Annotated in this window: 24 protein-coding genes; 1 reads left to right on the top strand and 23 read right to left on the bottom strand. The window is 59.9% G+C overall.

Annotated elements, in window-relative coordinates; translation table 11 throughout:
- Positions 1 to 205: 205 nt before the first annotated feature.
- The 23 genes from AC1Q64_RS09435 to surE all read right to left on the bottom strand — a co-directional run bounded on the left by AC1Q64_RS09435 (position 206) and on the right by surE (position 23,041).
- Positions 206 to 730 carry a phosphoribosyltransferase gene (locus tag AC1Q64_RS09435; protein ID WP_060986468.1) on the bottom strand — a complete coding sequence of 175 codons (525 nt, stop codon included), beginning with the start codon at positions 728 to 730 and terminating at the stop codon, positions 206 to 208.
- Positions 731 to 785: 55 nt separating this feature from the next.
- Positions 786 to 2,162, bottom strand: a complete 1,377-nt coding sequence (locus AC1Q64_RS09430) for an adenylosuccinate synthase (protein WP_291437944.1) — start codon at positions 2,160 to 2,162, stop codon at positions 786 to 788.
- Positions 2,163 to 2,189: 27 nt separating this feature from the next.
- The gene (locus AC1Q64_RS09425; protein ID WP_291437945.1) at positions 2,190 to 3,338 is read right to left on the bottom strand and encodes an ATP phosphoribosyltransferase regulatory subunit; all 1,149 of its coding nucleotides are present in this window, start codon (positions 3,336 to 3,338) and stop codon (positions 2,190 to 2,192) included.
- Positions 3,339 to 3,428: 90 nt separating this feature from the next.
- Complete coding sequence (locus AC1Q64_RS09420) at positions 3,429 to 3,608, bottom strand: DUF2065 domain-containing protein (RefSeq protein WP_492251132.1); 180 nt, start codon at positions 3,606 to 3,608, stop codon at positions 3,429 to 3,431.
- 31 nt (positions 3,609 to 3,639) lie between these two features.
- The gene (hflC, locus tag AC1Q64_RS09415; protein WP_291437947.1) at positions 3,640 to 4,548 is read right to left on the bottom strand and encodes a protease modulator HflC; all 909 of its coding nucleotides are present in this window, start codon (positions 4,546 to 4,548) and stop codon (positions 3,640 to 3,642) included.
- 9 nt (positions 4,549 to 4,557) lie between these two features.
- Positions 4,558 to 5,928: an FtsH protease activity modulator HflK gene (hflK, locus tag AC1Q64_RS09410; protein ID WP_291437948.1), complete on the bottom strand. Its 1,371-nt coding sequence runs from the start codon at positions 5,926 to 5,928 to the stop codon at positions 4,558 to 4,560.
- 53 nt (positions 5,929 to 5,981) lie between these two features.
- A complete protein-coding gene (hflX, locus tag AC1Q64_RS09405; protein ID WP_291437949.1) occupies positions 5,982 to 7,127 on the bottom strand; it encodes a GTPase HflX in 1,146 nt (381 codons plus the stop codon).
- Positions 7,128 to 7,220: 93 nt separating this feature from the next.
- Complete coding sequence (gene hfq / locus AC1Q64_RS09400) at positions 7,221 to 7,475, bottom strand: RNA chaperone Hfq (RefSeq protein WP_492251131.1); 255 nt, start codon at positions 7,473 to 7,475, stop codon at positions 7,221 to 7,223.
- Between the two features lie 105 nt (positions 7,476 to 7,580).
- The gene (gene der, locus AC1Q64_RS09395; RefSeq protein WP_291437959.1) at positions 7,581 to 8,924 is read right to left on the bottom strand and encodes a ribosome biogenesis GTPase Der; all 1,344 of its coding nucleotides are present in this window, start codon (positions 8,922 to 8,924) and stop codon (positions 7,581 to 7,583) included.
- Between the two features lie 13 nt (positions 8,925 to 8,937).
- Positions 8,938 to 10,101 (bottom strand): outer membrane protein assembly factor BamB, encoded by a 1,164-nt coding sequence (gene bamB, locus AC1Q64_RS09390; RefSeq protein WP_291437951.1) that lies wholly within the window; start codon positions 10,099 to 10,101, stop codon positions 8,938 to 8,940.
- Positions 10,102 to 10,103: 2 nt separating this feature from the next.
- A complete protein-coding gene (locus AC1Q64_RS09385) occupies positions 10,104 to 10,802 on the bottom strand; it encodes a YfgM family protein (RefSeq protein ID WP_492251130.1) in 699 nt (232 codons plus the stop codon).
- A gap of 14 nt (positions 10,803 to 10,816) precedes the next feature.
- A complete protein-coding gene (gene hisS / locus AC1Q64_RS09380; protein WP_492251129.1) occupies positions 10,817 to 12,079 on the bottom strand; it encodes a histidine--tRNA ligase in 1,263 nt (420 codons plus the stop codon).
- Positions 12,080 to 12,232: 153 nt separating this feature from the next.
- Entirely contained in the window at positions 12,233 to 13,513 is a 1,281-nt protein-coding gene (gene ispG, locus AC1Q64_RS09375) for a flavodoxin-dependent (E)-4-hydroxy-3-methylbut-2-enyl-diphosphate synthase (RefSeq protein WP_492251128.1), read from the bottom strand.
- Positions 13,513 to 14,448, bottom strand: a complete 936-nt coding sequence (locus AC1Q64_RS09370; RefSeq protein ID WP_492251127.1) for a helix-turn-helix domain-containing protein — start codon at positions 14,446 to 14,448, stop codon at positions 13,513 to 13,515. Before AC1Q64_RS09370 ends, ispG begins: the two co-directional genes overlap by 1 nt.
- On the bottom strand, positions 14,441 to 15,274 hold the full coding sequence (pilW, locus tag AC1Q64_RS09365; protein ID WP_291437955.1) for a type IV pilus biogenesis/stability protein PilW: 834 nt from the start codon (positions 15,272 to 15,274) through the stop codon (positions 14,441 to 14,443). The genes AC1Q64_RS09370 and pilW overlap by 8 nt, the downstream gene beginning before the upstream one ends.
- Before the next feature lie 33 nt (positions 15,275 to 15,307).
- On the bottom strand, positions 15,308 to 16,420 hold the full coding sequence (rlmN, locus tag AC1Q64_RS09360) for a dual-specificity RNA methyltransferase RlmN (protein ID WP_492251126.1): 1,113 nt from the start codon (positions 16,418 to 16,420) through the stop codon (positions 15,308 to 15,310).
- Positions 16,421 to 16,510: 90 nt separating this feature from the next.
- Entirely contained in the window at positions 16,511 to 16,936 is a 426-nt protein-coding gene (gene ndk / locus AC1Q64_RS09355) for a nucleoside-diphosphate kinase (protein WP_015013410.1), read from the bottom strand.
- Between the two features lie 90 nt (positions 16,937 to 17,026).
- A complete protein-coding gene (locus AC1Q64_RS09350) occupies positions 17,027 to 18,595 on the bottom strand; it encodes a pseudouridine synthase (RefSeq protein ID WP_291437957.1) in 1,569 nt (522 codons plus the stop codon).
- Positions 18,595 to 19,332 (bottom strand): SMC-Scp complex subunit ScpB, encoded by a 738-nt coding sequence (gene scpB / locus AC1Q64_RS09345; RefSeq protein WP_492251125.1) that lies wholly within the window; start codon positions 19,330 to 19,332, stop codon positions 18,595 to 18,597. Before scpB ends, AC1Q64_RS09350 begins: the two co-directional genes overlap by 1 nt.
- Before the next feature lie 147 nt (positions 19,333 to 19,479).
- Positions 19,480 to 20,523: an RluA family pseudouridine synthase gene (locus tag AC1Q64_RS09340; protein ID WP_291434385.1), complete on the bottom strand. Its 1,044-nt coding sequence runs from the start codon at positions 20,521 to 20,523 to the stop codon at positions 19,480 to 19,482.
- A gap of 5 nt (positions 20,524 to 20,528) precedes the next feature.
- Complete coding sequence (locus AC1Q64_RS09335; RefSeq protein WP_291434387.1) at positions 20,529 to 21,458, bottom strand: peptidoglycan DD-metalloendopeptidase family protein; 930 nt, start codon at positions 21,456 to 21,458, stop codon at positions 20,529 to 20,531.
- A 12-nt stretch (positions 21,459 to 21,470) separates the two neighbouring features.
- Positions 21,471 to 22,253, bottom strand: a complete 783-nt coding sequence (locus AC1Q64_RS09330) for a protein-L-isoaspartate(D-aspartate) O-methyltransferase (protein ID WP_492251124.1) — start codon at positions 22,251 to 22,253, stop codon at positions 21,471 to 21,473.
- Positions 22,253 to 23,041: a 5'/3'-nucleotidase SurE gene (surE, locus tag AC1Q64_RS09325; protein WP_291434390.1), complete on the bottom strand. Its 789-nt coding sequence runs from the start codon at positions 23,039 to 23,041 to the stop codon at positions 22,253 to 22,255. Before surE ends, AC1Q64_RS09330 begins: the two co-directional genes overlap by 1 nt.
- Before the next feature lie 169 nt (positions 23,042 to 23,210).
- Here surE and AC1Q64_RS09320 point away from each other — a divergent pair, with 169 nt between their 5' ends.
- The gene (locus AC1Q64_RS09320) at positions 23,211 to 24,185 is read left to right on the top strand and encodes an NADPH:quinone oxidoreductase family protein (RefSeq protein ID WP_492251123.1); all 975 of its coding nucleotides are present in this window, start codon (positions 23,211 to 23,213) and stop codon (positions 24,183 to 24,185) included.
- Positions 24,186 to 24,192 lie beyond the last annotated feature (7 nt).

Below are 24,192 nucleotides of genomic sequence, written 5' to 3'. Positions count from 1 at the left end.
ACCGAGCGAAGCCTTGTATTCTATACCGGTTTTTTAACCACCAAGAAGACAAAACCAAACTTTCTTCAACCACCACTTCAGCAACCCAAGGCAGCGCACAAAGCACCACCTCAAACCACATCCACCGACCCACTCACTTTCGCAGCAAGGTCTCAGTAGCGAAGCCTTCGACTATAGCACGGCTTGAAGGAATTGCAAGAAAAAATCAAACCCGCCACTTTTCCAGGAGCTTTTCGGGACTCAAGCTGTCATAGCCCTCGAAAGGTTGGTGGATCCAAGGATTGCTCGGCAAAAACTCAACGGAGTAGTCTGGCGAAAACGTAGATAGACCCTTAGTCCAGATCACGGCGCTGCGCAGCTCAGTGATGGGCGCGTAGTTGGTCTTAAGCATGTTGATCACTGCGTGCAAAGTATGCCCCGAGTCGGCCAGATCATCGACCAAGAGCACTCGCCCCGCAATTTCGCCCTTGGGCGTGGTTATGAAACGTGCAATATCAAGATGCCCCTGCACCGTTCCTGCTTCCGCACGATAAGAACTCGTTGACATGATGGCCAGCGGCTTATCAAAGATCCGGCTGAGGATGTCGCCTGGTCGCAACCCACCGCGCGCAAGGCAGAGAATCGTGTCGAATTCCCAACCCGACTGGTGCACCTTCAGCGCCAGTTTTTCGATGAGGCTGTGGTACTCGTCATAGCTGACATAGAGATGTTTTCCGTCTTCGGTCAACATGAATGACTCCTGAATGATTGGCGAATATTCGATAGCAGCAGCACAAGACTACAGATCAGGTCGCGACATAGGGATGGCGCATCATGATCGTATGGTCGCGATCAGGACTGGTTGAGATCATATCGATCGGAACGCCTGTCACTTCTTCTATACGCTCCAGATAGCGGCGCGCAGTTTCGGGCAGCTTGTCGTACTCAGTCACCCCGACGGTGGAATCGCTCCAGCCAGGCAGTGTTTCATAGATCGGCGTGCACCGTGCGATGTCCTCAGCGCCCATGGGGAGCAAATCAATACGCTGCCCATCGAGCTCGTAGCCGGTGCACAACAACAACTCGCTCAACCCGTCCAGGACATCCAGTTTGGTGATGCAAAGACCAGTGAGGCCATTGACTTGGGCACTGCGCTTCAACAAAGCTGCATCGAACCAGCCACAGCGACGGCTGCGCCCCGTTGTCACTCCCTTTTCAGCGCCCACAGTGCTCATGTGATACCCGGGGGTGCCAGGGACTTCCCAATCTAACTCAGTGGGAAAAGGGCCGCCACCAACACGAGTGCAATACGCCTTGGTAATACCGAGGATGTAATGAAGCATACCCGGCCCCACGCCAGATCCTGCAGCCGCGTTGCCCGCTACACAGTTACTGGAGGTGACGTACGGGTATGTGCCGTGGTCCACATCCAGCAAGGTCCCTTGAGCGCCCTCAAAAAGAAGATTGGCACCCGCCCGATTGGCCTCATTCAGCTCACGCGACACATCGGCCATCATGGGCTTTAGCAACTCTGCATGGCGCATGGCCTCGGCGTAAACCACATCGAACAGCACCTTGCCATCCTGGATGTAGGGCTTCAGCGCATCGCCAAAAACGAACTTTGCGGAGCCCAGGTACGTGGTGAGCACGTGGTTGTGCAGGTCCAGCAATTCACGCAGCTTAGAAGCAAAACGCTCGGGGTATTTCAAGTCCTGTACGCGCAAGGCGCGGCGAGCAATCTTGTCCTCATAAGCCGGGCCGATGCCACGGCCCGTGGTACCAATCTTCTCAGTACCGCCCTGCTCCCGAGCCGCCTCGCGCGCCACATCAATCGCAGCATGAAAAGGAAGGATCAGTGGACAAGCCTCACTGATACGCAGGCGCGAACGCACCTCAACACCGGCCTTCTCCAGACCCTCAATTTCTTCGAACAGCTTCGCAGCAGACAGAACCACACCATTGCCGATGTAGCACTTGACCCCCGGGCGCATGATGCCACTCGGAATCAAATGCAGCGCCGTCTTCACGCCGTTGATCACCAGTGTGTGGCCAGCGTTGTGCCCCCCCTGAAAACGCACCACACCTTGAGCGCTCTCCGTCAGCCAATCGACCAACTTGCCTTTGCCCTCGTCGCCCCACTGGGTACCGACCACCACTACGTTGCGACCTTTGGTTGCTTTCATCTCAAACCCAATTCAAATGACAATTGCTCAAACAGCCTGCACGACCCAATGGCCCGCAACCTGAACCAGTTCCCGATCACAGTGGAACTCGTCCACCTCACTCTCGTGCCCAGGCAAAACACACACGACCGTCTCCCCGGCAGACCGAAGTTCTGCGATCGCTGAATTCACATCAGCGGCCTCGCCCCAAGGTGCGCGAATCGCTGCCTTCAGCGCACGGGGCGGCACCACGCCAACCACCTGCTTGATATCCAAACTGAACCCCGCCGCAGGGCGATTTCGACCAAACACGGCCCCCACCTCGTCGTACCGCCCACCGCGCACCAGGGCATCGCTAGCACCCGGCGCATAGATAGCGAAGCGCGCACCGCTGTAGTAGGCATACCCCCGGAGATCGGCCAAGTCAAAAGTGACGGAGGCCCCTTCAAGGCGCGAAGCTAGCCATTTCAAGTTTGATAGCACCTCAGGCACACCAGAAATGCGCTTGAGCACCTTTTCTGCCTCAGCCAGAACAGCGGAGTCTCCGTACAACCGAACGAGGGCCAGGAGGCCCTGTCGAGACTCCTCGGGAAAACTGCGCGTCAAAACCGACAACTCACCCGCATCCTTGGCTGCCAAAGCAGCGTGAATTCCGCTGAGCAATTGTGGGCTCACGCTCACACCAGCCAACAAGTTGCGGACGATGCGAACGTCAGCAAGATCAATGGTGGTGTTGCGTACATTGGCAACTCGCAAACACTCCCTCGCCAATTGCAACGCCTCAAGGTCGGCTTCTACCCCGGCATGCCCATATATTTCGGCACCAAACTGAAGAGGCTCGCGCGTGGCATGGGGGCGGTCAGGACGCGTGTGCAACACAGGGCCGCAGTAGCAAAGACGCGTCACGCCTTTGCGATTGAGCAAATGCGCGTCAATGCGAGCCACTTGCGGAGTTGTATCAGCCCGAAGCCCCATGGAACGACCAGAAAGCTGGTCCACCAGTTTGAACGTCTGTAGATCCAACGCTTCACCAGTGCCGGTGAGGAGAGATTCCAAATGCTCCAACAGCGGAGGCATTACCAGCTCGTAACCATAACAACGGGCTGTATCGAGCAGCCCGCGACGCAATTCTTCGATGTGCCGCGCTTCAGACGGCAAGACATCGGCAATGTGATCCGGAAGGACCCAAGCAGACATGGAGAAAAGGGGAGGCTGTTAAAACCGTGATTCTACCGGGACCGGGCGAGACTCCCCAAGGAATCTCCTAGTCGAGGAGTGTGACAGCCGTCAGAAACAAAGCATCAGAGCGCCAACAACAAGGGCCACCAACGCAAAAAAGCGTATTTGGCCATCCTGCAATTGCGCGATTTGCGCAACTGTACGTTTCCAGATTTGAGGGGACAGAAAAGGCAAAAGCCCCTCAATCACCAGCACCAAGGCGAACGCAGTCCAGACACTGTCCCACATCATTCACATTTTGCCGACCATCATCACTTATTTACTTACGTGGTGCAGCAGGCGCCGATGCAGGAGCTGAGCCGCGAAAGACTTTGAAGAAGTCAGAAGACGATGGATCCAGCACCATCACATCGCTTTTCTTGTTGAAGCTACCCTTATAGGCCTCGAGGCTGCGATAGAACTGAGCAAATTGAGGATCCTTGCCAAATGCTTCGGCATAGATACGGGCCGCTTCCGCGTCGCCCTCACCCTTCAGCTTTTGAGCATCCCGATAGGCATTCGCGATTGTGATCTCGCGCTGGCGATCTGCGTCTGCACGAATTTTTTCGCCTTCGGCCGCACCTGTAGAGCGCAATTCGTTGGCCACCCGCTTGCGCTCCGCTTCCATGCGCCGGTACACCGATTCGGTAATGGCTTCCACGTAATCCACGCGGGTAATGCGTACGTCCACGACATCAACCCCCCAGGGCTTGGACCCACGAACTGTCTCCAACACTTCGCGTTTGACATCAGCCATCAGCGCTTCTCGTTTCAGCGAGAGCAGCTCTTTCACCGTGCGCTTGTTGATTTCTTCCTGGAAAGCATTGCGAACCACCCGATTGAGTTGCATGGCGCCCGCCGTCTCGTCCAGCCCAACGTTGCGGATGTACTCGGTGGGTTCGGAAATGCGCCAGCGCACATACCAGTCGATCACGACGCGCTGCTTTTCAGCAGTCAGCATGGGCTCCGTGTCCGTGCTATCCAAGGTCAACAAACGCTTGTCGATGTAGGTGACGTTCTGGAATGGGGGAGGGAGCTTGAAATTAAGGCCAGGCTCCGTGATCACTTCCTTGATCTGACCCAGCGCATACAGCACACCAAACTGCCGCTGGTCCACGACAAAAAGCATGGAGCTCATGAGAGCAAGCACCACTAAAAGGGTAGATGCAATAAAACCGACTCTGTTCACGAACTACTCCTAGCGTGATTCACGTTCACGGGTACGGCTGGTGTCGCGCGCCCGTGCGTCATTCGAAAAGGCAGGTGCGGGTGTCGCTGGTGACACCGCTGGAGGCGAGCTTGTTGTCGCGGGAGCATCCAGTGCTCCCGATCCGCTGGCGACGCCCTGCATGATTTTGTCGAGTGGCAGGTAGAGTAAGTTGGAACCTTGACGCGACTCCACCAACACTTTGGTCACGTTCCCGTAAATCTGCTGCATGGTGTCTAGATACATACGATCACGGGTTACCTGAGGAGCCTTCTGGTACTCCGCCAGAATGGAAGCAAACCGCTGTGCGTCACCCTGCGCCTGCGCTACTATCCTCGCCTTGTACGCAGCAGCCTCCTCGTTTAGCCGAGAGGCGGAGCCCACAGCACGTGGAATCACGTCATTGGCGTAAGCCTGGGCTTCGTTTTTGGCACGCTCGCGCTCCTGCCCCGCTTTGAGTACATCATCAAAGGAAGACTGCACCTGCTCAGGCGGCCGCACACCGCCCTGCTGCAAATTGATGCCAACAACTTCGACGCCAACCTTGTAACGGTCCAAGATGGTCTGCATCAGCGCGCGAACGCGAGGGGCTATCTGATCACGCTCCTCAGCCAGTGCCGTGTCCATGCGCATCTTGCCCACCACCTCGCGCACGGCGGTCTCAGCTGCCTGAACCACAGCGTCCGAGGGGTTCTTACTTTCGAACAGCCATGCCCTGGCATCGCTCAGACGGTACTGAACAGCAAATTTGATCTCAACTATGTTTTCGTCCTCGGTCAGCATCGCGGACTCTCTCAAGCCGGTGCTTTTGATGACCGTGTCCCGCCCCACATCCGCAGAGCGAATTTGCGTCACAAAAACAAGCTCATGACGCTCAATCGGATAAGGCAAGCGCCAGTTGAAACCTGCGCCCACGGTGCTCTTGTACTTACCGAATTGCGTAATGACGGCTTGCTGACCTTCTTGCACGATGAAGAAACCTGTGCCCATCCAGATCACGAACGCAACACCAGCAATCAAGCCAACGCCTACACCCGCGCTTTTCATATCCGGCTGAAAGCCACCACCAGTCCCTCCCCCAGGGCCACGACCAGAACCGTTTTTTCCCCCGAACAGGCTGCCAAGCTTGCGATTGAGGTCGCGCCAGAGCTCATCGAGGTCAGGTGGCTGCTGGCCATTGCTTGGCCGCTGATCCCCGCCCCTCTGCCCCCCTGGTGGCGCTGCAGGTCGCTCATCAGGGCGCACGCCACTGTCCTCAGACTTATCATCCCCGCGACCCCAGCGTGGATCGTTCAGATTGAACATGCCCCGAATACGGTCTGGCAGTGAAGCCCAGCGTAGGGTGGGAGTATGAAAATTCATGCGCAAAATCTCTGGTTCTCTGATGGCATCATTCGATCATGCATTGTGCCCAATCAGCGCAACGCATCCGGCAATTCAAGGGCGTCTGCTGGGGTCATATCCTCATGCACAGCCAGCAACCTAGCGGCCAAAGCGCGGCGCAGATCATCAAGACCTTCTCCAGATCGAGCACTTACGAACAAACGGGAAAGCGACTGCCCCCCAACTTCGTATTGGTCTACCAGCAGGGAGGGACGTCGTTCTTCAGGCAGCGCGTCGAGCTTGTTGAATACCAGTATCTGTGGAATATCCGACGCCCCGATCTCCTGCAACACGCGCTCCACCTGCGCCATCTGTTCCGGAAAATCCGGATTGGAAGCATCCACCACATGAAGGAGCAGATCAGCATCGACCGCCTCCTGCAGCGTGGCCTGAAACGCATCCACCAATCCGTGCGGGAGATCCCGGATGAAGCCCACCGTATCGGACAGAGAAACAGATCGCGCCGCATCTGCCAGATACAACTGGCGTGTTGTGGTGTCTAGGGTGGCAAAAAGCTGGTCCGCTGCATACGCTCGCGCTTTCACCAAAGCATTGAAAAGCGTGGACTTACCCGCGTTGGTGTATCCAACGAGCGAAATATTGAAGGTATCGCGCCTCTCGCGCTGGCGCCGCTGCGTGGAGCGCTGACGCTTGACCTTGACCAAGCGCTCTCTGGTGCGCTTGATCGCGTCACCAATCATGCGTCGATCCAGCTCGATCTGCTTTTCACCCGGACCACCCCGGGCACCGATACCGCCAGTCTGGCGCTCCAGGTGAGACCAACGCCGCACCAGCCGTGTACTCACGTACTGCAGCTTGGCGAGCTCAACCTGAAGCTTCCCTTCGTGGCTGCGCGCCCGTTGCGCAAAGATTTCAAGAATTAACAGCGTGCGGTCATTGACTGGAAGCTCAATATGGCGCTCCAGATTACGCTGCTGCGCGGGGCTGAGTGATTGGTCAAACAGCACCTCCATTGCACCATGCATTTGGGCCAATGTGCGAATTTCATCCGCTTTACCTGTGCCGATGAACAGCGCCGCATCTGGCGCTTTGCGCTTGCAGGTAATGCGAGCAACGGGTTGCATGCCGGCGGTTTGGGCTAGCAGACCCAATTCCTCCAACTCAGCGTCGAAATGGGGAAGACCAAAGTCGACCCCCACCAGCAACACCGGCGTCATAGCGGACGAGGATGCTGAGGACGAACTCAAAACCAACCACCCTCTCTCCGCCCCACCCCTCTCGGCAAACGAGCCCCGCTGCCAGACAACAACTCAAGAGTTGCTGCTGTCAGCATCAGGGGTTTCTGAGGTAGAGAAAGTGACCGCCCGACCCGGAACGATCGTAGAAATCGCGTGCTTGTAAACCATTTGTGTCACCGTATTGCGCAGCAACACCACATACTGGTCAAAAGACTCGATTTGCCCCTGCAGCTTGATCCCGTTGACCAAATAAATGGACACTGGAACGTGTTCCCGGCGCAAAGCGTTGAGGAAGGGGTCTTGCAAAAGCTGGCCTTTATTGCTCACGATATTCTCCGTGTTCAAGTGTTGTTGTAAACCAGCACCTTACCACAGCCAGGCGCACGCCCTGGCTTTAACCCACATGGCCCCTCGACTGAAGAGCCTTTGTCGTCAGGCCTCGTCTTTGTCCGCGAACGGATTGTGCGAGGTTTTCATCTCAATGCGCAAAGGAGTTCCCACAAGATCAAATTCCTTGCGGAAGCGCCCTTCCAAGAATCGCTTGTAAGCATCAGTCACGTGCTCCAGCGAATTGCCGTGGATCACGATCACGGGCGGATTCATGCCACCTTGGTGCGCATACCGCATTTTCGGGCGGAACATCCCAGCCCTCTTGGGGCTTTGGAACTGAACCGCCTCCAGGAGCAGGCGGGTGAGTACGGGCGTGGACATCTTGCAGGTGGCCGCCCGATGGGCCTGAGCGATAGATGTCCACAAGGGACCAAGTCCCTGACGCTTCTTCGCAGAAATGAAATGCAAAGAGGCAAACTTCAGAAATGCAAGCCGTGTCTCAATGGAACGCTCAAGGAGCTGCCGCTGGTAGTCATCCACGGCATCCCATTTGTTCACCGCCAAGACCACAGCGCGTCCACTCTCCAGAATATAGCCGGCGATATGGGCATCTTGGTCCGTCACACCTTGGGTGGCATCGAGCAATAGCAGCACTACATTTGCGGATTCGATAGCTTGCAGCGTTTTCACCACCGAGAACTTCTCAATGGCCTCGAAAACCTTGCCCTTGCGACGCAAGCCCGCAGTATCCACCAGCTCAAAGCGCTGGCCATTGCGCTCAAAAGGCACGGTAATGGCGTCGCGGGTCGTACCGGGCATATCGAATGCCACCAGCCGCTCTTCGCCAAGCCAGGTGTTGATCAGTGTGGACTTGCCCACGTTGGGGCGCCCCGCAACGGCAAGTTTGATGACCCCCTTGTCCAAGGCCGTATCCGAGTCGTCCGGCTCGGGCAAATTCAGCGGCTCCAGAGCAATTTCAACCAAGCCGCGTATACCCTGCCCGTGCGCTGCAGAAACTGGATAAACCTCACCCAGCCCCAGTTCATAGAACTCCGCCAATTGGACGCCCTGGAGCATGCCCTCCGCCTTGTTGGCAACGAGCACGCAGGGCTTGCCCAGGCGACGCAAGTAGTTGGCAATGTCATGGTCTTGCGCAGAGACACCCGCACGTGCGTCCACTACAAAAATCACCACGTCCGCCTCAGCGACCGCCTGCTGAGTCTGCTTGGCCATCTCGCGGTAGATGCCAGTGGAGGCGTCGGGCTCAAAGCCACCGGTATCGATGACGATGTACTCGTGCTTTCCTTGCTTGCCGTTACCGTAGTGTCGGTCACGCGTAAGTCCTGCAAAGTCGGCGACGATGGCGTCACGCGACTTGGTCAGGCGGTTGAAGAGCGTGGACTTGCCGACATTCGGACGCCCCACGAGGGCGATAACTGGCTTCATTGAATAAGACCGATCAATCTGGACGGAATCCGTAAATACCGCCATTGCGGGTAACAACCACCAGCGTATCAGCGCCCATCACCGGAGCAGCTGCGATGGCAGAACCATCTGTCGCCAGCCGGTTCAGGGGCGAACCATCGGTACGAGACAGCAAATGCACCAAACCCGAGTCGTCGCCGACGACCACCGAGCGCCCCAGAAGCAGCGGTGCAGTGAGTTTGCGGTACTTGAGCCTGTCGATGCTCCACAAGCGTGAACCATCTGAGCGGCGCCACGCTACAAGCGTGCCATTGCTTTCAGAACCAAAAATGGCCTCCGCATCGCCGTGGACTCCGTCTGCTCCGCTGGCAGGCTGCGTCCAAACCGTAGTCCCCCTGGCGGTGTTCACACAACCCACAGCGGCTTGAAAGGACCGTGCGCACACTGTTTCGCCCACACGGCTGGTGCGCCCTACCAACTCCACAAGGCGCTCCACATCATTCGTGCCCCGTGCGCTGGCAATGGGAGCCTCCCATCGCACACTGCCATTGTCAGGATTCAATCCGACCAACCGACCCGACAATCCCACGACCAGCGTGTCACCCACTGCGAGCAAAACACCGGCCTGGCGCAATATCAATGGCTCCCCGGGGCGCTGCTGGGCCCAAAGACGGCGACCTGTAGACAGATCGAATGCAGACACAGAACGATCCGCCGACAAAACGAAAACACGACCGCCTGCAACCAAAGGTGGTGTGAATACCTGGGCAGCAAGCGCCTCACGCCAACGCTCTCGACCACCGTCGATCACGATCAGTGCATTGTTACGCGAGACTACCGCCGCGAACTTGCCATCGCTACCAACAGCAGCCGACAGAGGCTCAGCGAGCGCTGCTCGCCAGATATCTCCACCCGTGCGCGCATCAAGGGCTGCCACCGTGCCATCAGCTGACGCGACGGTCACGACATTGCCAGCAACATGCGCCTCCAAAGGCAGCCCCACCACACTGCCAACTCGCGCAGTCCATGCTTGTCGCACGCCCAGAACTGCCACATTGGTTCCGAGGTCGGCGGGCACAGGCTTGGACTTTTCAGCGCTCCACAAAGAACAACCGGCCAAAGTGGCGGCCACAAGTGCCACCACCAGACAGCGTACGAAAAACTGGTGCCCAGACCCTGCGTTGATAGGCGACGACATGGCTATTTGGACTCCGCAGGTGTTGCGATTGAGGAGGCAGCGGAAGCCACAGTCACACCTTGCAGCGAAACACCCAGCGCGTTCAGCTTGATTTCCACCAGACGGCGATACTCGACACTGTCTTCAAACCCTTTATAAGCCTTGGTGTACTCGGCAATGGCTTCCTGACGCTTTTCCTGGAGCATCAGGACATCGCCCTTGCGGTCCGCCACAACAGAAGAGAACTCCGGCGCAAAACTGCCGGACAGTTGCTTGAGTGCTTCGTCATAGTTCTTTTGATCCATTAGTACACCAGCCAGTCGCAACTTGGCCAAGGCCTTGAGGCCCTCGTCTGACGATCGCTCTGCAACCCAGGTAAGCGCTTCTTTGGCACCGTCAGCATTGCCAGCACCCTGCATAGCCCTGGCAAGGGTCAAGCCCGCCTGTCCAGCCTGGACAGTCCCTGCATATTTGGACTTCAAATCGGCAAAAGCTTGCTCCATGCGGACGTTGTCCGCAGACCGCGCAGCCACATCCACTGCATCAAACAATGCAGCCGCCTGCGTTGCCTGCCGGGTTTGCCAGTACTGGTAACCGTTCCAGGCGGCAGCGGCGCCCGCAACGACAATGACTACGGAGCTGATCAACGTGCCCCAGGTGTTCCAGAAATGCTTGAGCTGGTCTAGCTGCTCTTGTTCTTCAAGGTCGAGATGATTTGCCATGGAATCTGATTGTGTTAGCGGGTGGATTGTAGGGTGGCCGACCATTGGGCAACCAAGTCCAGCGGGCGCTCGATTTGCTCACCTTCGCCGTCACGCAAGGCTTTGACAGTCACCATGCCACGGGACAGCTCATCATCGCCAAACACCAGTGCGTGCATGGCACCACTGGCATCGGCTTTCTTAAACTGCGACTTCATGCTACCCATGCCATCCAGTGAAGGGGCTGCATGCATTTGGACGCGAACACCGTGCTGACGCAATTGCTCGACGGTAGCCACTGCCCGAGGCAACACAGCCACCGAGGGAACAATGGCATAAACGTCGGGAACCAGCGAGGGGGATGCACTGTGCTGCTCCTTGAGCAACTCCAATACCCGCTCCACCCCCAACGCCCAACCCACCGCCGGTGCCGGCTTGCCGCCGATCTGTTCGATCAAGTAATCGTAACGCCCTCCACCGCAGATCGTGCCCTGCGAACCCAGCTGATCCGTCACAAACTCGAACACGGTGAGGTTGTAGTAATCCATGCCACGCACCAGACGGGGATTGACAGACCACGCAACCCCATTGGCGTCGAGAATGGCTTTTACTGCATTGAAGTGCGCCAGAGACTCCTGCCCCAGAAAGTCAATCAAACGTGGCGCAGCTTCCACCAACGACTGCATCGCCGGATTCTTGGTGTCGAGGATGCGCAAAGGATTGCTGTGCAGCCGCCGACGCGCCTCCTCGTCAAGAACATCGACACGCTGCTCCAAATACGCGATCAACGCAGCCCGGTGAGCCTTGCGCTCGTCTGGCTGTCCCAGGCTGTTGAGTTCGAGGCGCACATTCTGGAGACCCAGATCGCGCCACAGGGCACTGGCCAGAAGAATAAGCTCGGCATCGACCTCAGCGCCCGGAAAACCCAGTGCCTCAGCACCGATCTGGTGAAACTGGCGGTAGCGCCCACGCTGGGGACGTTCATGGCGAAACATGGGGCCCATGTAGTACAGGCGTTTGCCGCCGTCATACAACATGGAGTGCTCTGCTACTGCACGTACCACGCCGGCCGTCGCTTCTGGGCGAAGCGTGAGCTGCTCCCCATTCAGCCGGTCCTCAAACGAGTACATCTCCTTCTCGACAATATCGGTAACCTCGCCCAATCCACGCACAAACAAGGGTGTGGGTTCGACGATGGGTGTGCGAATATTGCGATACGCGTAGCGCGCCATCAGGTCGCGCACCTTGGCCTCCAGCCATTCCCAACGGGCAGAGTCCGGGGGCAGGATGTCGTTCATGCCCTTCACCGCAACCAGCTTCTCTGGCTTGGACGAGGGAGTGCTTTTTTCGTTACTCACAGCGCTTCTTTTCTATGTCTGGCAGAAATTTAAATAAGCTGCACCGCACACCTCCTGAAGGCTCACCGGGGCAGGTGGCGGCAGCACTACCGGTCAAACAGCGGGCACCCCGGCGCCAAAGCGCTTTTCGATGTACTGCTCGACGATGCGATGGAATTCATTGGCGATGTCGTCGCCACGCAGGGTCATCGCCTTTTCCCCGTCGATGAAGACCGGGGCAGCAGGCGCCTCTCCCGTGCCAGGCAGACTGATCCCAATGTCTGCGTGCTTGCTTTCACCCGGGCCGTTGACAATGCAGCCCATGACTGCAACCCGCAACGTTTCAACACCCGGATAACGCACACGCCATACAGGCATTTGCGCACGCAGGAAATCGTCGATCTGCTTGGCCAGGTCTTGAAAGGTGGTACTGGTGGTTCGGCCACAGCCCGGGCAAGCGGTGACACTGGGCACAAAGACCCGCAAGCCTAACGCCTGCAAGATTTCCGACGCAACGACCACCTCTTGGGTACGCGCCTCACCGGGCTGGGGCGTCAGCGACACACGAATCGTGTCACCAATGCCCTCTTGCAGCAGCACGGACAAAGCAGTAGCCGAAGCGACCGTCCCCTTGGTACCCATACCCGCTTCGGTCAGTCCCAAGTGCAAAGCATAGTCGCAGCGACGCGCCAACTCGCGGTACACAGAGATCAAATCCTGCACTCCACTGACCTTGCAGGACAAGATGATCTGGTTACCGTCCAAACCCATGGCCTCTGCACGACGCGCAGACTCGATGGCCGATGTGATGAGTGCCTCATACATGACCTGACGAGCCTCCCAGGGGGCGCTGCGGCGGCTGTTCGTATCCATCAACTCGGCCAGCAGCTCCTGGTCGAGACTGCCCCAATTCACACCGATGCGCACAGCCTTGTTCCAGCGCATGGCAGCCTCGATCATCTGGCCAAACTGCTTGTCGCGCTTGTCGCCTTTGCCCACATTGCCTGGGTTGATTCGATACTTGGACAAAGCTTGGGCGCAGTCCGGAAACTCGGTGAGCAGTCGGTGTCCGTTGTAATGGAAATCACCCACCAACGGAACACTCTCACCCATGCGATCCAGTTGTTCTCGTATGTACGGTACCGCTGCAGCAGCTTCTGGAGTGTTGACAGTGATGCGGACGAACTCCGACCCCGCCTGAGCGAGTTCCTTGACCTGAATCGCTGTCCCGATGGCATCGACGGTGTCGGTGTTGGTCATGGACTGCACGCGCACGGGTGCATCCCCACCCACAGTCACCACACGTGAACCCCAGACGACTTTCGCCTGGCGCGAACGTCGAGGTAAGGGAGAAGCAACCGCTACCGGCCCAAAATCAAGCGGGGAGTTTTCCACTATTTCACCTCAAAACGCGCTACGTTTTCACGCGCGATTGCCGTCAGATCAAACGGCTTTCCACGAACAATCACTTCCGTCGCGTCCGCGCGACCGATAATCACTGCCAAGGGCGTGGGCGCAGACACCGAAACCGACTCTCCTGCCGCCAGGTTGCGTTGTAACGCCAGTGCCCCATTGGCATCCCGAACTTGCACCCACGATGCACCGCGTGCACGCAGCACCAAGGGACCGGAAGGAATATCTGCCGCGCCATCAGCCGCCGGAGCATTGCTCACCGCGACGCCACTGGCAACGGCAGCAGGCGCTGGAGATACAGCGACAGCAGGTGCAGAAGACACAGGCAGCGAAGCCGCTGCGGAAGCGGCGGGCAATGCGGGAGAAGATATATCGGCAGGACGCTCCACCGTTGATGGCACTGCCGCAGGCGCAGGCCCGGAAGCGCTGGCCGGCAAAGCGTCAGGCACCGCGACGGGCACTGGATCGGCAGAATCCCCGGGCGCGGAATGCCGGGGGACAAAGAACAGAACCACAGCTCCCACCAAAAGCGCAAGAACGACCAAGACCACGGAACGCGAGCCAGAACCTGAACCCGCGAATGACGCCGAAGAGGAAGCCGACGATTTGCCAGCACTACCCTTCACAGGTGCATTGATACCTGCGCTATCCACAGACAAACGAGGGCTCTGACTTTGGGGTAGCAAAGACAAAATGGGTGCCGCGTCAATCTTGAGGGTACGGCACACACTCGATGCCAGTGCACGCACAAATACAGTGTCAGGCAGCACCGTGTAGTTATCCGACTCCAGAGCTTCCAACTTGCTAACCGGTACCTTCAACGCAACCGCCAGGGCCGCGATGTGCATGCCTGCTGCCTGCCGGGCCTCCTTGAGCAAGCCGCCCGCCGTCATTCCACTCTCCACCACCTCACTCATTGAAAGCCCCGCGTTCGTATGCACTCAACTCCCGAGAATCCGGGAAACGCTTGCGCAACTGAGCAGCCAGTTGCCTCATTGCCACGGTGTCGCCCAAAGCGCGCTCCACCTTAATGCCCAGCCACAACGATTCGGAGTTCGCGAAATCGCTGTTGTTAAGCCGTCGAATGTAAAACTGCGCACGCGACAACTCGTTGCGCCGCAGCAAGAGCGCTGCGAGGTGGTAACCGACCACCGGATTCGCAGCATCGAATTCATAGGCCTTCAGGAAAGACTGCTCCGCCTCAGGAAACTGTCCTGCCCCCGACTGACACAGGCCACGGGCCATCCAAGTTTTGCCACGCGCCGCGTAGGCGGGGTTGGCAATGGCACGCACAAAATATTGGTCGGCCTCCACATACTTTTGCTGCTGACACATCAGCCAGCCATAGTTGTGAAGCACGTTGGAGTCATTTGCCCGCAGCGACAAGGCACGGCGAAAGCTCTCTTCCGCCTGTGCATAGTCACTCAGGCGCATGTAAATCAGACCACGCAGATTGAAAGCGTCGGCATAAGACGGGTCCGCAGCAAGCGACTGCTTGACTTCATCCAGGGCCACAGCCGTTTGCCCCAATTCGAAATAGTTAGAAGCCAACTCCAGGCGGATGCGTGCACGGCGCCGCGACTCAGGCTCGTCGGACGGCGTCACCAAACCTGCATCGGCATCACTGACTGCAGACGAAGTGTTTGTCGCGCACCCCTGAAGCGCCCATATGCAAACCACCGCACTGCATGCCGCGAGTGTCCAGCGGCCAATATGCTGCCAGCGTCCAACCATTCCCGCCATGTAGAGCCTCCTTGAAGTTTGCCGACTGCCTGATCAAGTCACCGGTTTGAGCACGATTGTGCGCTGCTTTGCCATGCGTTCTGCGGCCCGGGTACGATCTTTGACATCACCCGCCAACTGACCGCATGCCGCATCAATGTCATCACCGCGCGTCTTGCGCACCGTGGTGATAATGCCCGCGTCGCTCAGCATCTTGGCAAAGGCCTGCACCTGATTTTGCGAGGACCGCAACAGCCCTGATGCGGGAAACGGATTAAAAGGAATCAGATTGAATTTGCAGCGAATCCCGCTGCGCTTGACCAACTCGATCAGTTGGCGCGCATGCTCCGCTTGATCATTGACACCATCGAGCATGCAATATTCGAAGGTGATGAAGTCACGGGGTGCATGCGCCAAGTAGCGGTTGCAAGCATCCAACAGCTCTTCGATTGGATACTTGCGATTGAGCGGCACCAGACTGTCGCGCAGGGGGTCGTTGGGTGCATGCAGCGACACCGCCAGTGCCACGGGACAGTCTTGCGCAAGGCGATCCATCATGGGCACAACGCCCGATGTCGACACTGTCACACGGCGGCGCGACAGGCCATAACCGTGATCGTCCAGCATGACTTTGAGCGCAGGGACCAGTGCCGAATAGTTTTGTAGCGGCTCACCCATACCCATCATGACCACATTCGAGATCACACGGTCTTCTGTCTGCAAGCGCTTGCGCAGGGAGTGCTCTGCGAACCACAACTGGGCAACAATTTCACCCGTCGTCAGATTGCGACTGAAACCCTGATGCCCCGTAGAACAAAAACGGCACCCGACAGCGCAACCAGCCTGCGATGACACACAGAGGGTTCCACGATCATCCTCTGGGATGAACACGGCTTCCACCGCGTTGCCATCACCCACATCAAACAGCCACTTCACAGTGCCGTCCGAGGACACATGCTCTGAAACAATGGGCAGCGCCTCGACCTGCGCACAGCCCTTGAGCTTGTCACGCAAGGCCTTGGCCAAATCGCTCATAGCGTCGAAATCGCTGGCACCGCGCTGATGAATCCAGCGAAACAGCTGGGTGGCGCGAAACCGCTTTTCCCCCAGCCGCTCGCAAAAAGCCGCCAGGCCGTCGAGGTCGAATTCCAGCAGATTCGTGCTCATGGTGCCAAATCCACTGGAGACCAGGCATAGCTACCCCCATGACACGGGACTCCCACCAGCGTGGGTACGGACATGGGGAGCATCACCATCTCAACGCGAGTAGATGTTCAGGCCGGGGAAGAAGAAAGCCACTTCGGCCTGCGCGGTTTCGGCGGCGTCGGAGCCGTGCACGGCGTTAGCGTCGATGCTGTCAGCGAAGTCGGCGCGGATGGTGCCAGCTTCTGCCTTCTTGGGGTCGGTTGCGCCCATGAGTTCGCGGTTCTTCAGGATGGCGTTCTCGCCTTCCAGGGCCTGGATCATCACAGGGCCGGAGATCATGAAGTCCACCAGGTCCTTGAAGAAAGGACGCTCTTTGTGTACAGCGTAGAACTGTTCGGCTTCCAGGCGCGACAGATGGGCCATGCGGGCTGCCACGATCTTGAGGCCAGCAGCTTCAAAGCGAGCATAGATCTGACCGATGACGTTCTTGGCCACTGCGTCGGGCTTGATGATGGAGAGAGTGCGTTCGATTGCCATATTGATTTCCTGAATGGTTGTTGCTGTGATTCGTTTGCCCACCGGACAAAGCCCTCGATTCTAACCGGGGAGTGTGACGGAGGTTAGCGCTCAGCGCCCACCACCTCCACGCCGAGGGCCACCGCCACCCGGGCGTCGCTTGTCCTGGCGGTGGCGCGAGAGGCTGTCCATGCCGATGTAACCCACCGACGTTTTCATTGGATCGGGCTGTGCTGCACCGCCTCGCTGGCGATCACCCCCTGCCGCGTTGTTGCCACGGGCAGGACCCTGGCCACCATCGCGGCGCGGCTTCTGACCACGGGGACCACCAGGGACAGCTGGCGGCGACATGTCGCGGCGAGAGCCATCACCACGCGGCCCACCACGACCACGGTTGCGCGGCTTGCCATTGCGCCCGCCAGCACCCCCCCCCTCGGGACGCCCCTCAACGGGCTCGGGGCGCCCAGCGCCTGCGGCCTGAACCAGCGCACGAATATCACTCTCGTCCAGTTCCAGCCAGGCTCCGCGCTTGAGACCACGCGGCAGAACCATGGCACCGTAGCGGATGCGGATCAGGCGGCTGACCGCATGGCCCACCGATTCGAGCATGCGGCGCACTTCACGATTGCGGCCTTCGGAAATGGTGACTCGGTACCAGCAGTTGGAACCCTCTCCACCACCGTCTTCGATGGAGCCGAACGATGCCATGCCGTCATCAAGGCGCACACCATCCAGCAGCTTTTGTTTTTCCTCATTGCTCAGAGCACCCAGCACCCGAACGGCGTACTCGCGCTCCAACCCAAAGCGCGGATGCATCAGTTTGTTGGCCAGCTCGCCAGAGCTGGTAAACAGCAAGAGGCCTTCGGTGTTCAGATCCAGGCGTCCTACCGACTGCCACTTGCCCTGCATGAGCCGGGGCAGCTTGCGAAAGACCGTTGGTCGGTTTTGGGGGTCGTCATGGGTCACGACCTCGCCCACGGGTTTGTGATACGCGATCACGCGCGCCGGGGGCGGGTCGATGCGATAGCGGATCGGCTTGCCGTTCACCTTGACCTGATCGCCAAACTGGATGCGCTGCCCGATGTGAGCAGGTTCGTTGTTGACCGAAATCCGCCCTTCCAGTATCAATTGCTCCATCTCCAGACGCGATCCAAGACCCGCCTGGGCCAGCACCTTGTGCAACTTAGGTGTTTCGACCTGCGGCAGCAGCACTCGCTTCGGCGGCACCAAGTCTGCAGAGGCATCTTCTTCGTCGAAACGACCGGACACCACATCTTCGAACTGATATCCCTCCACAGCAGCAGCGGCTTTGCGTTTGTCACGCCCGGCTCCATCAGGACGCTGGGGCCGCTCGCGGAATTCGTCACGGGGGCTGCGCTCTCGCTGCGGCGTGTCGCCCTCGCCTTCTGCCGCCAAGACAACCTCTTCAGGCGATGCCGACTCCATGGCGAGCGACTGCACCTGGACTCCTGGCGCCTCGGGCGCGAGAGCCTCCAATGCGGGCGCCGATGTGCCCACCTGCACGGCAGCCTCGGTTTCAGGCAACGTCACCTCGGCAGGGACAGCTACCGCCTTCTTGCGAGGAGCACGCTTGGTAGCCGGCTTTTTGGCAGCAGACACCGTGTCAGCGGCATTCAACCCAGGCACGTCGGCCGGATTTTCTGAGGTCGAGTCGTTCATCAAGTATTTCCCTGGATACCACCCGGGGTATCAACATGGTCGTCGCGGAGATCAGTCTCCACATTCTGAAAAAAATCATCCACGGGCCGCTTACCGCCCATATCAGTCGCAGCCTCAACAGGCTCCAGAGGCTCCTGCACACCGGCTTCGTGCAACAGATCAGGTTCGGCTCCAATGGCTCCCTGAGCGGCTGCGGCTAGAGCTTCCAGCACATTCGCATTGCCGGTCGGGTCATCGAGCACCGGCAGCTGGTCCAGAGACTGAAGGCCCATATCGTCCAGAAACTGCCGGGTCGTGGCGAACAATGCCGGGCGCCCCACCGTTTCGCGGTGGCCAATGACCTCCACCCACCCCCGGTCTTCCAACTGTTTGATGATCAGGCTGTTGACCGTCACACCCCGAATGTCCTCGATATCCCCCCGCGTGACCGGTTGCCGGTAGGCAATGATGGCCAGGGTTTCCATGGTGGCCCGGGTGTAGCGTGGCGGCTTTTCGGGGTGCAGACGGTCGAGGTATTCACGCATTTCGGGGCGGCTCTGAAAGCGCCAACCCGTCGCCACCTGCACCAGCTCTACCCCGCGCTGCGCCCAATCAAGCTGCAGCTCCTGTAACAACACCTTGAGGGTATCGGACCCCAGCGCATCATTGAACAACACCCGCAGCTCGCGCACAGGCACAGGCTGCTGCGCACAGATCAACGCAGTTTCGAGGACCCTTTTGGCATCCACCGTGTTCATGGTTCAGCGATTCCTGGAAAAGTGCCACGCGTTGCAACGGGTGTCACATCAACAGCAGGGGCAATCATTGGTGCGCCGCGCAATGACGCTGGCGCATTGGTAGGGCCCGGCGGGATTCCGGCTGCGGGCTAGGGCCGGTGAGGCCGGTCAGGGCGCATTGTAGCCCAGGCTCCATTCAGACAGCGCCTGGCGCATATCGTCCGGCACAGGGGCACGGAACTCCAGTGCCTCACCTGTCACGGGATGCGCAAAAGCCAACCGGTAGGCATGCAGGCCCTGACGTTGCAAGGCCCCAACCGGCGCACCACCGTAGAGGGCATCGCCCACCAAGGGGTGGCGCAGAGACGCCATGTGCACGCGGATCTGGTGCGTGCGCCCGGTGTGCAGGGTGCACTGCACCCAGCACCCGTGGTCGGCCCCCTCTAGAAACAGGAAATCGGTACGGGCTGTTTTGCCGGGATGCAGAGCCAAGTCCACCACCGCCATGCGCAGACGATTGCGAGGGTCTCGCCCGATGGGGGCATCCACCGAGCGGGTCGGGGCGCCCGTCCAGGCCCCATGCGCCATCGCCACGTACTGGCGCCTGACCTTGCGCTCGGCAATCAACGCCACCAGGGCGTCCATGGCCGCACGGTCCCGGGCGACCACCATGAGGCCGCTGGTGTCCTTGTCCAGACGGTGAACGATGCCTGCGCGTGGCACCAGCAGTGCTTTTTCGTCGCGCGCCAACAGACCGTTGAGAAGGGTCCCGCTCCAATTTCCAGGCGCGGGGTGCACCACCAGGCCTGCGGGCTTGTTCACCACCAGCAGGTGTGCATCTTCGTACACCACATCGATGGCCATGGGCTCGGGCCGGAAAGCCTGGCTTTGCAGCGTAGGCCGCATTTCCAGCACCACTTGGTCGCCAGCCTTGACCCGCGTGGCCGCCTTGAGAACAGGCTTGCCATTGAGGCTGACCAGCCCCTGGGCCAGCAACTGCTGCAGATAGCTGCGCGAGAACTCGGGAACCAGATCCACCAGCGCACGGTCCAGCCGCTCGCCGTGTTGGCCTGACCCTATCTGCAGGGAGCGCAACTCGCTGTCCGCGTCGGCCAGTGCTTCCGATTCATCGGCCAGCAGGAGAGATTCGCCCTCCCGCGCCGCAGCCGTTTCGTGTGCTTCGGGAGCACCGCCCGGCGAGTGATCCGCCATCGGACTCAACGGGACGGCAGATAGCGTGTGGGATCGACCGGCTTGCCCTGCCGGCGGATTTCAAAGTGCAGCTTGACACGGTCGGCGTCGGTATTGCCCATTTCGGCAATCTTCTGGCCCTTGCGCACCGCCTGGTCTTCCTTGACCAGCAGGGTCTGGTTGTGTGCGTAAGCGGTGAGGAACGTGTTGTTGTGCTTGAGGATGACCAGGTTGCCATAGCCGCGCAAACCCGCCCCGGCATAGACCACGCGACCGTCGGCCGCCGCCAGCACCGGGTCTCCCGCCTTGCCGGCAATGTCGAAGCCCTTGTTGCGCGCCTCGTCAAACCCGGCAATCAGTGAACCCGATGCAGGCCAGATGAATGCCAATTCGTCCTCGCCCGCAGGCGCTGCTGCAGGTGCCGGTGTGGCTGGCGCCACCGCCACCACCGTGCCCGACGCAGCAGAGGCTGCGGGCTTGGCACCACTGGCTGCCGATGCAGGAGCCGCAGCAGGGGCGCTAGCGGGAGCGACGGAGGAGGACGTGACCGGGCGTGTCACCACGCCATTGTCGGCAGACGCCACAGCGGCCGGGGCAGCGGAAGGCGGCAACACGCGCAGCACCTGACCAACTTCGATCAGGTTGGCGTTTTCCAGATTGTTCCAGCGGGCAATGTCTTTCCAGCTCTGCCCAGACTCCAGGCCGATGCGAATCAGGGTATCCCCAGGCTTGACCGTGTAGTAACCCGGCTTGCCGGCGTTTTCTGCACCAGGCAGAGGCTTGATGGGGGTACCCACCACCAAGCCCGGCTGTGCGGCGGGCGCAGGAGCCGAGGCCGACGAAGAGGTGCCCCGATCTTCCACAGGAGCCTTGTTCATGCGGGTGCCACAGCCGGAGAGCACCAGCCCCGCCATTGCCACGGTAAAACCCACCACAAGACCACGCGATACGAACATAAGCAATTCCCTTTACGCAATCCCCGATTTTAGGGGGACAAAATGCACGGGTTCGAGCACGTTTTGTTTCAATCCGTGCGGGGTTTTGTCGATCACCAGCAACATTTGCTGCCCGCCCGACAGTGCCATGGGCGCCACCAGACGCCCCCCCACGGCCAATTGATCACACCAGGCCAGGGGCACGGCGTCTCCCCCGGCTGCGGCAATGATGGCCGCGTACGGAGCACCTTTGGCATAGCCAAGCATGCCGTCGCCAAACAGCAGGTGTACGTTGGCCAAGCGAAACGGCCGCAGGTTGTCACGCGCTTTGTCGTGCAGCCCACGCAGACGCTCCAGGGTGTACACCTCGCGGGCCAGCAGGCTCAGCACTGCGGCCTGGTAGCCGCAGCCCGTGCCGATTTCCAGCACACGGCCCAGCCCGCCATGGCGCGCGCTCTCGGCTCCCAGCAGCAGTTCACACATGCGAGCCACCACGCTGGGCTTGGAGATGGTCTGGCCCAGCCCTATCGGCAGGCTGGTGTCTTCGTAGGCCTGATTGACCAGCGCACTGTCCACAAACCGGTGGCGCTCCACGGCGCCCATCGCCTGCAGCACGGGGGCCGATGTGATGCCGCCCGCCGCCAGCTTTTGCACCATGCGCGCTCGGACAGCCGACGAATCCAGCCCCACTCCGGCGGGCGCGGCAGCCATGGCCGGCTTGCGCTGTGCGGCGGACGCCGGTGGTACCACCGGCTTGCCCATGGCGGCGTTGCCGGAAACCGGCAGCTTGGCCGGAAACCCCGGGCGGCGCTGCATCACGCGCCGGGGGCGGCAGCCGCCACCGCTGCCAACCGGGCTGCGGTCTGCGCCCAGTAGCCGAGGTTGTCGTGATCGGTCAGATCCACCTTCAGGGGCGTGATGGACACATGGCCCTGCGCGGTGGCATGAAAGTCCGTGCCCTCGGCATCGTCCTTGGCGGCACCGGCGCCGCCGATCCAGTACATGGCTTCGCCACGGGGGCTTTCCTGCACGATGACACGTTCTGCTGCATGGCGGCGCCCCAGGCGGCACAGCTTGGCGGGGCGCAAGGCCTCCAGCGGCATGTTGGGGATGTTCACGTTGAGCAGCCAGGGGGTTTCATTGACCAGTTGCTGCGCACGCATCTGCGCCACCAGTTCCCGCGCCTTGGCTGCGGCGGCTTCCAGCTCGGCCCAGCCTTTGTCTACTTGCGAAAAAGCGATGGCGGGGATGCCAAAGAGATACCCCTCCATCGCCGCACCCACCGTGCCCGAATAGATGGTGTCGTCGCCCATGTTGGCGCCATTGTTGATGCCTGACACCACCAGATCGGGCCGGTAGCCCAGCAAACCGGTGAGCGCGATGTGCACGCAGTCTGCCGGGGTACCGTTCACATATCGAAAGCCGTTGGCAGCCTTGTGTACATACAGCGGTGAATGCAGTGTCAGCGCATTGGACTTGGCACTGTTGTTGTGCTCGGGCGCCACGACCTCCACCTCGACGCCTTCGAGGGTCTTGAGCGCATCATGCAGCGCCACGATGCCGGGGGCCTGGAAGCCGTCGTCATTGGAAATCAGGATCTTCATGGTCTGGGTAGAGGTTGCAACGGATTGTAGGTGGGCGGGCAGTCGCTGCACCGTCGGGTGCCGGGGGCGCCTCCGTCGTGGCCCGTCGCTCGTGGGACATCTGGCACGCCAGCGCCCCACCTATCATGCGGGCCATCATTGACAAGACCGACCGACAGGAGACTTTCCCATGCATGCCTGGCTTTGCACAAACCCCACCGGCGTCGAGGCGCTCACCTGGACGGAGCTGCCCACCCCCACCCCCAAGGCGGGCGAGGTGCTCATCGAGATCAAGGCCGCCAGCCTGAATTTCCCCGACCTGCTCATCGTGCAGAACAAGTACCAGATGAAGCCGCCACTGCCCTTTGTCCCCGGCTCGGAATACGCTGGCGTGGTAGCTGCCGTGGGCGAAGGCGTCACCCACCTGAAGGTCGGCCAGAACGTGGCCTGCCTGTCGGGCACGGGTGGCTTTGGCACCCACACCCTTGCACCCGCAGCCCTGTGCATGCCGCTGCCTGATGGGTTTTCGCATGTCGATGCGGCCGCTTTCATCATGATCTACGCCACGTCGCACCACGCGCTGGTGGACCGCGCCCAGCTCAAGGCGGGCGAAACCGTGCTGGTGCTGGGCGCTGCCGGGGGCGTGGGCACGGCCGCCATCCAGATCGCCAAGGCCATGGGCGCACGTGTGATTGCAGCGGCATCCAGCGACGAAAAATGCGCACTGTGCACCTCCATCGGCGCCGACGCGACCATCAACTACAGCAAGGACAACTTGCGTGAGGCCATCAAGACCCTCACGGATGGCAAGGGCCCGGACGTGATCTACGACCCGGTGGGCGGCGACTTTGCCGAACCCGCGTTCCGTTCCATCGCCTGGCGCGGCCGCTACCTGGTGGTCGGTTTTGCCTCCGGTCCCATCCCGGCACTGCCTTTCAACCTGGCATTGCTCAAGGGTGCGTCCATCGTGGGTGTGTTCTGGGGTGACTTTGCCAAGCGCGAGCCGAAGGCCAACGCCGCCATGATGGGCGAGCTGGCGCAGTGGTATGCCCAGGGAAAGATCAAGCCCGTGATCGACCGCACCATGCCCATGGCCGAGCTGCCCGCTGCCTACGCCCACATGGGCTCGCGCGGGGTGATGGGCAAACTGGTCATGGTGAACTGAAGGCCAG

This window comes from Acidovorax sp. GW835-FHT14G06 (genome assembly GCF_058793595.1).
This window is presented reverse-complemented; position numbering and strand designations above follow the sequence as displayed.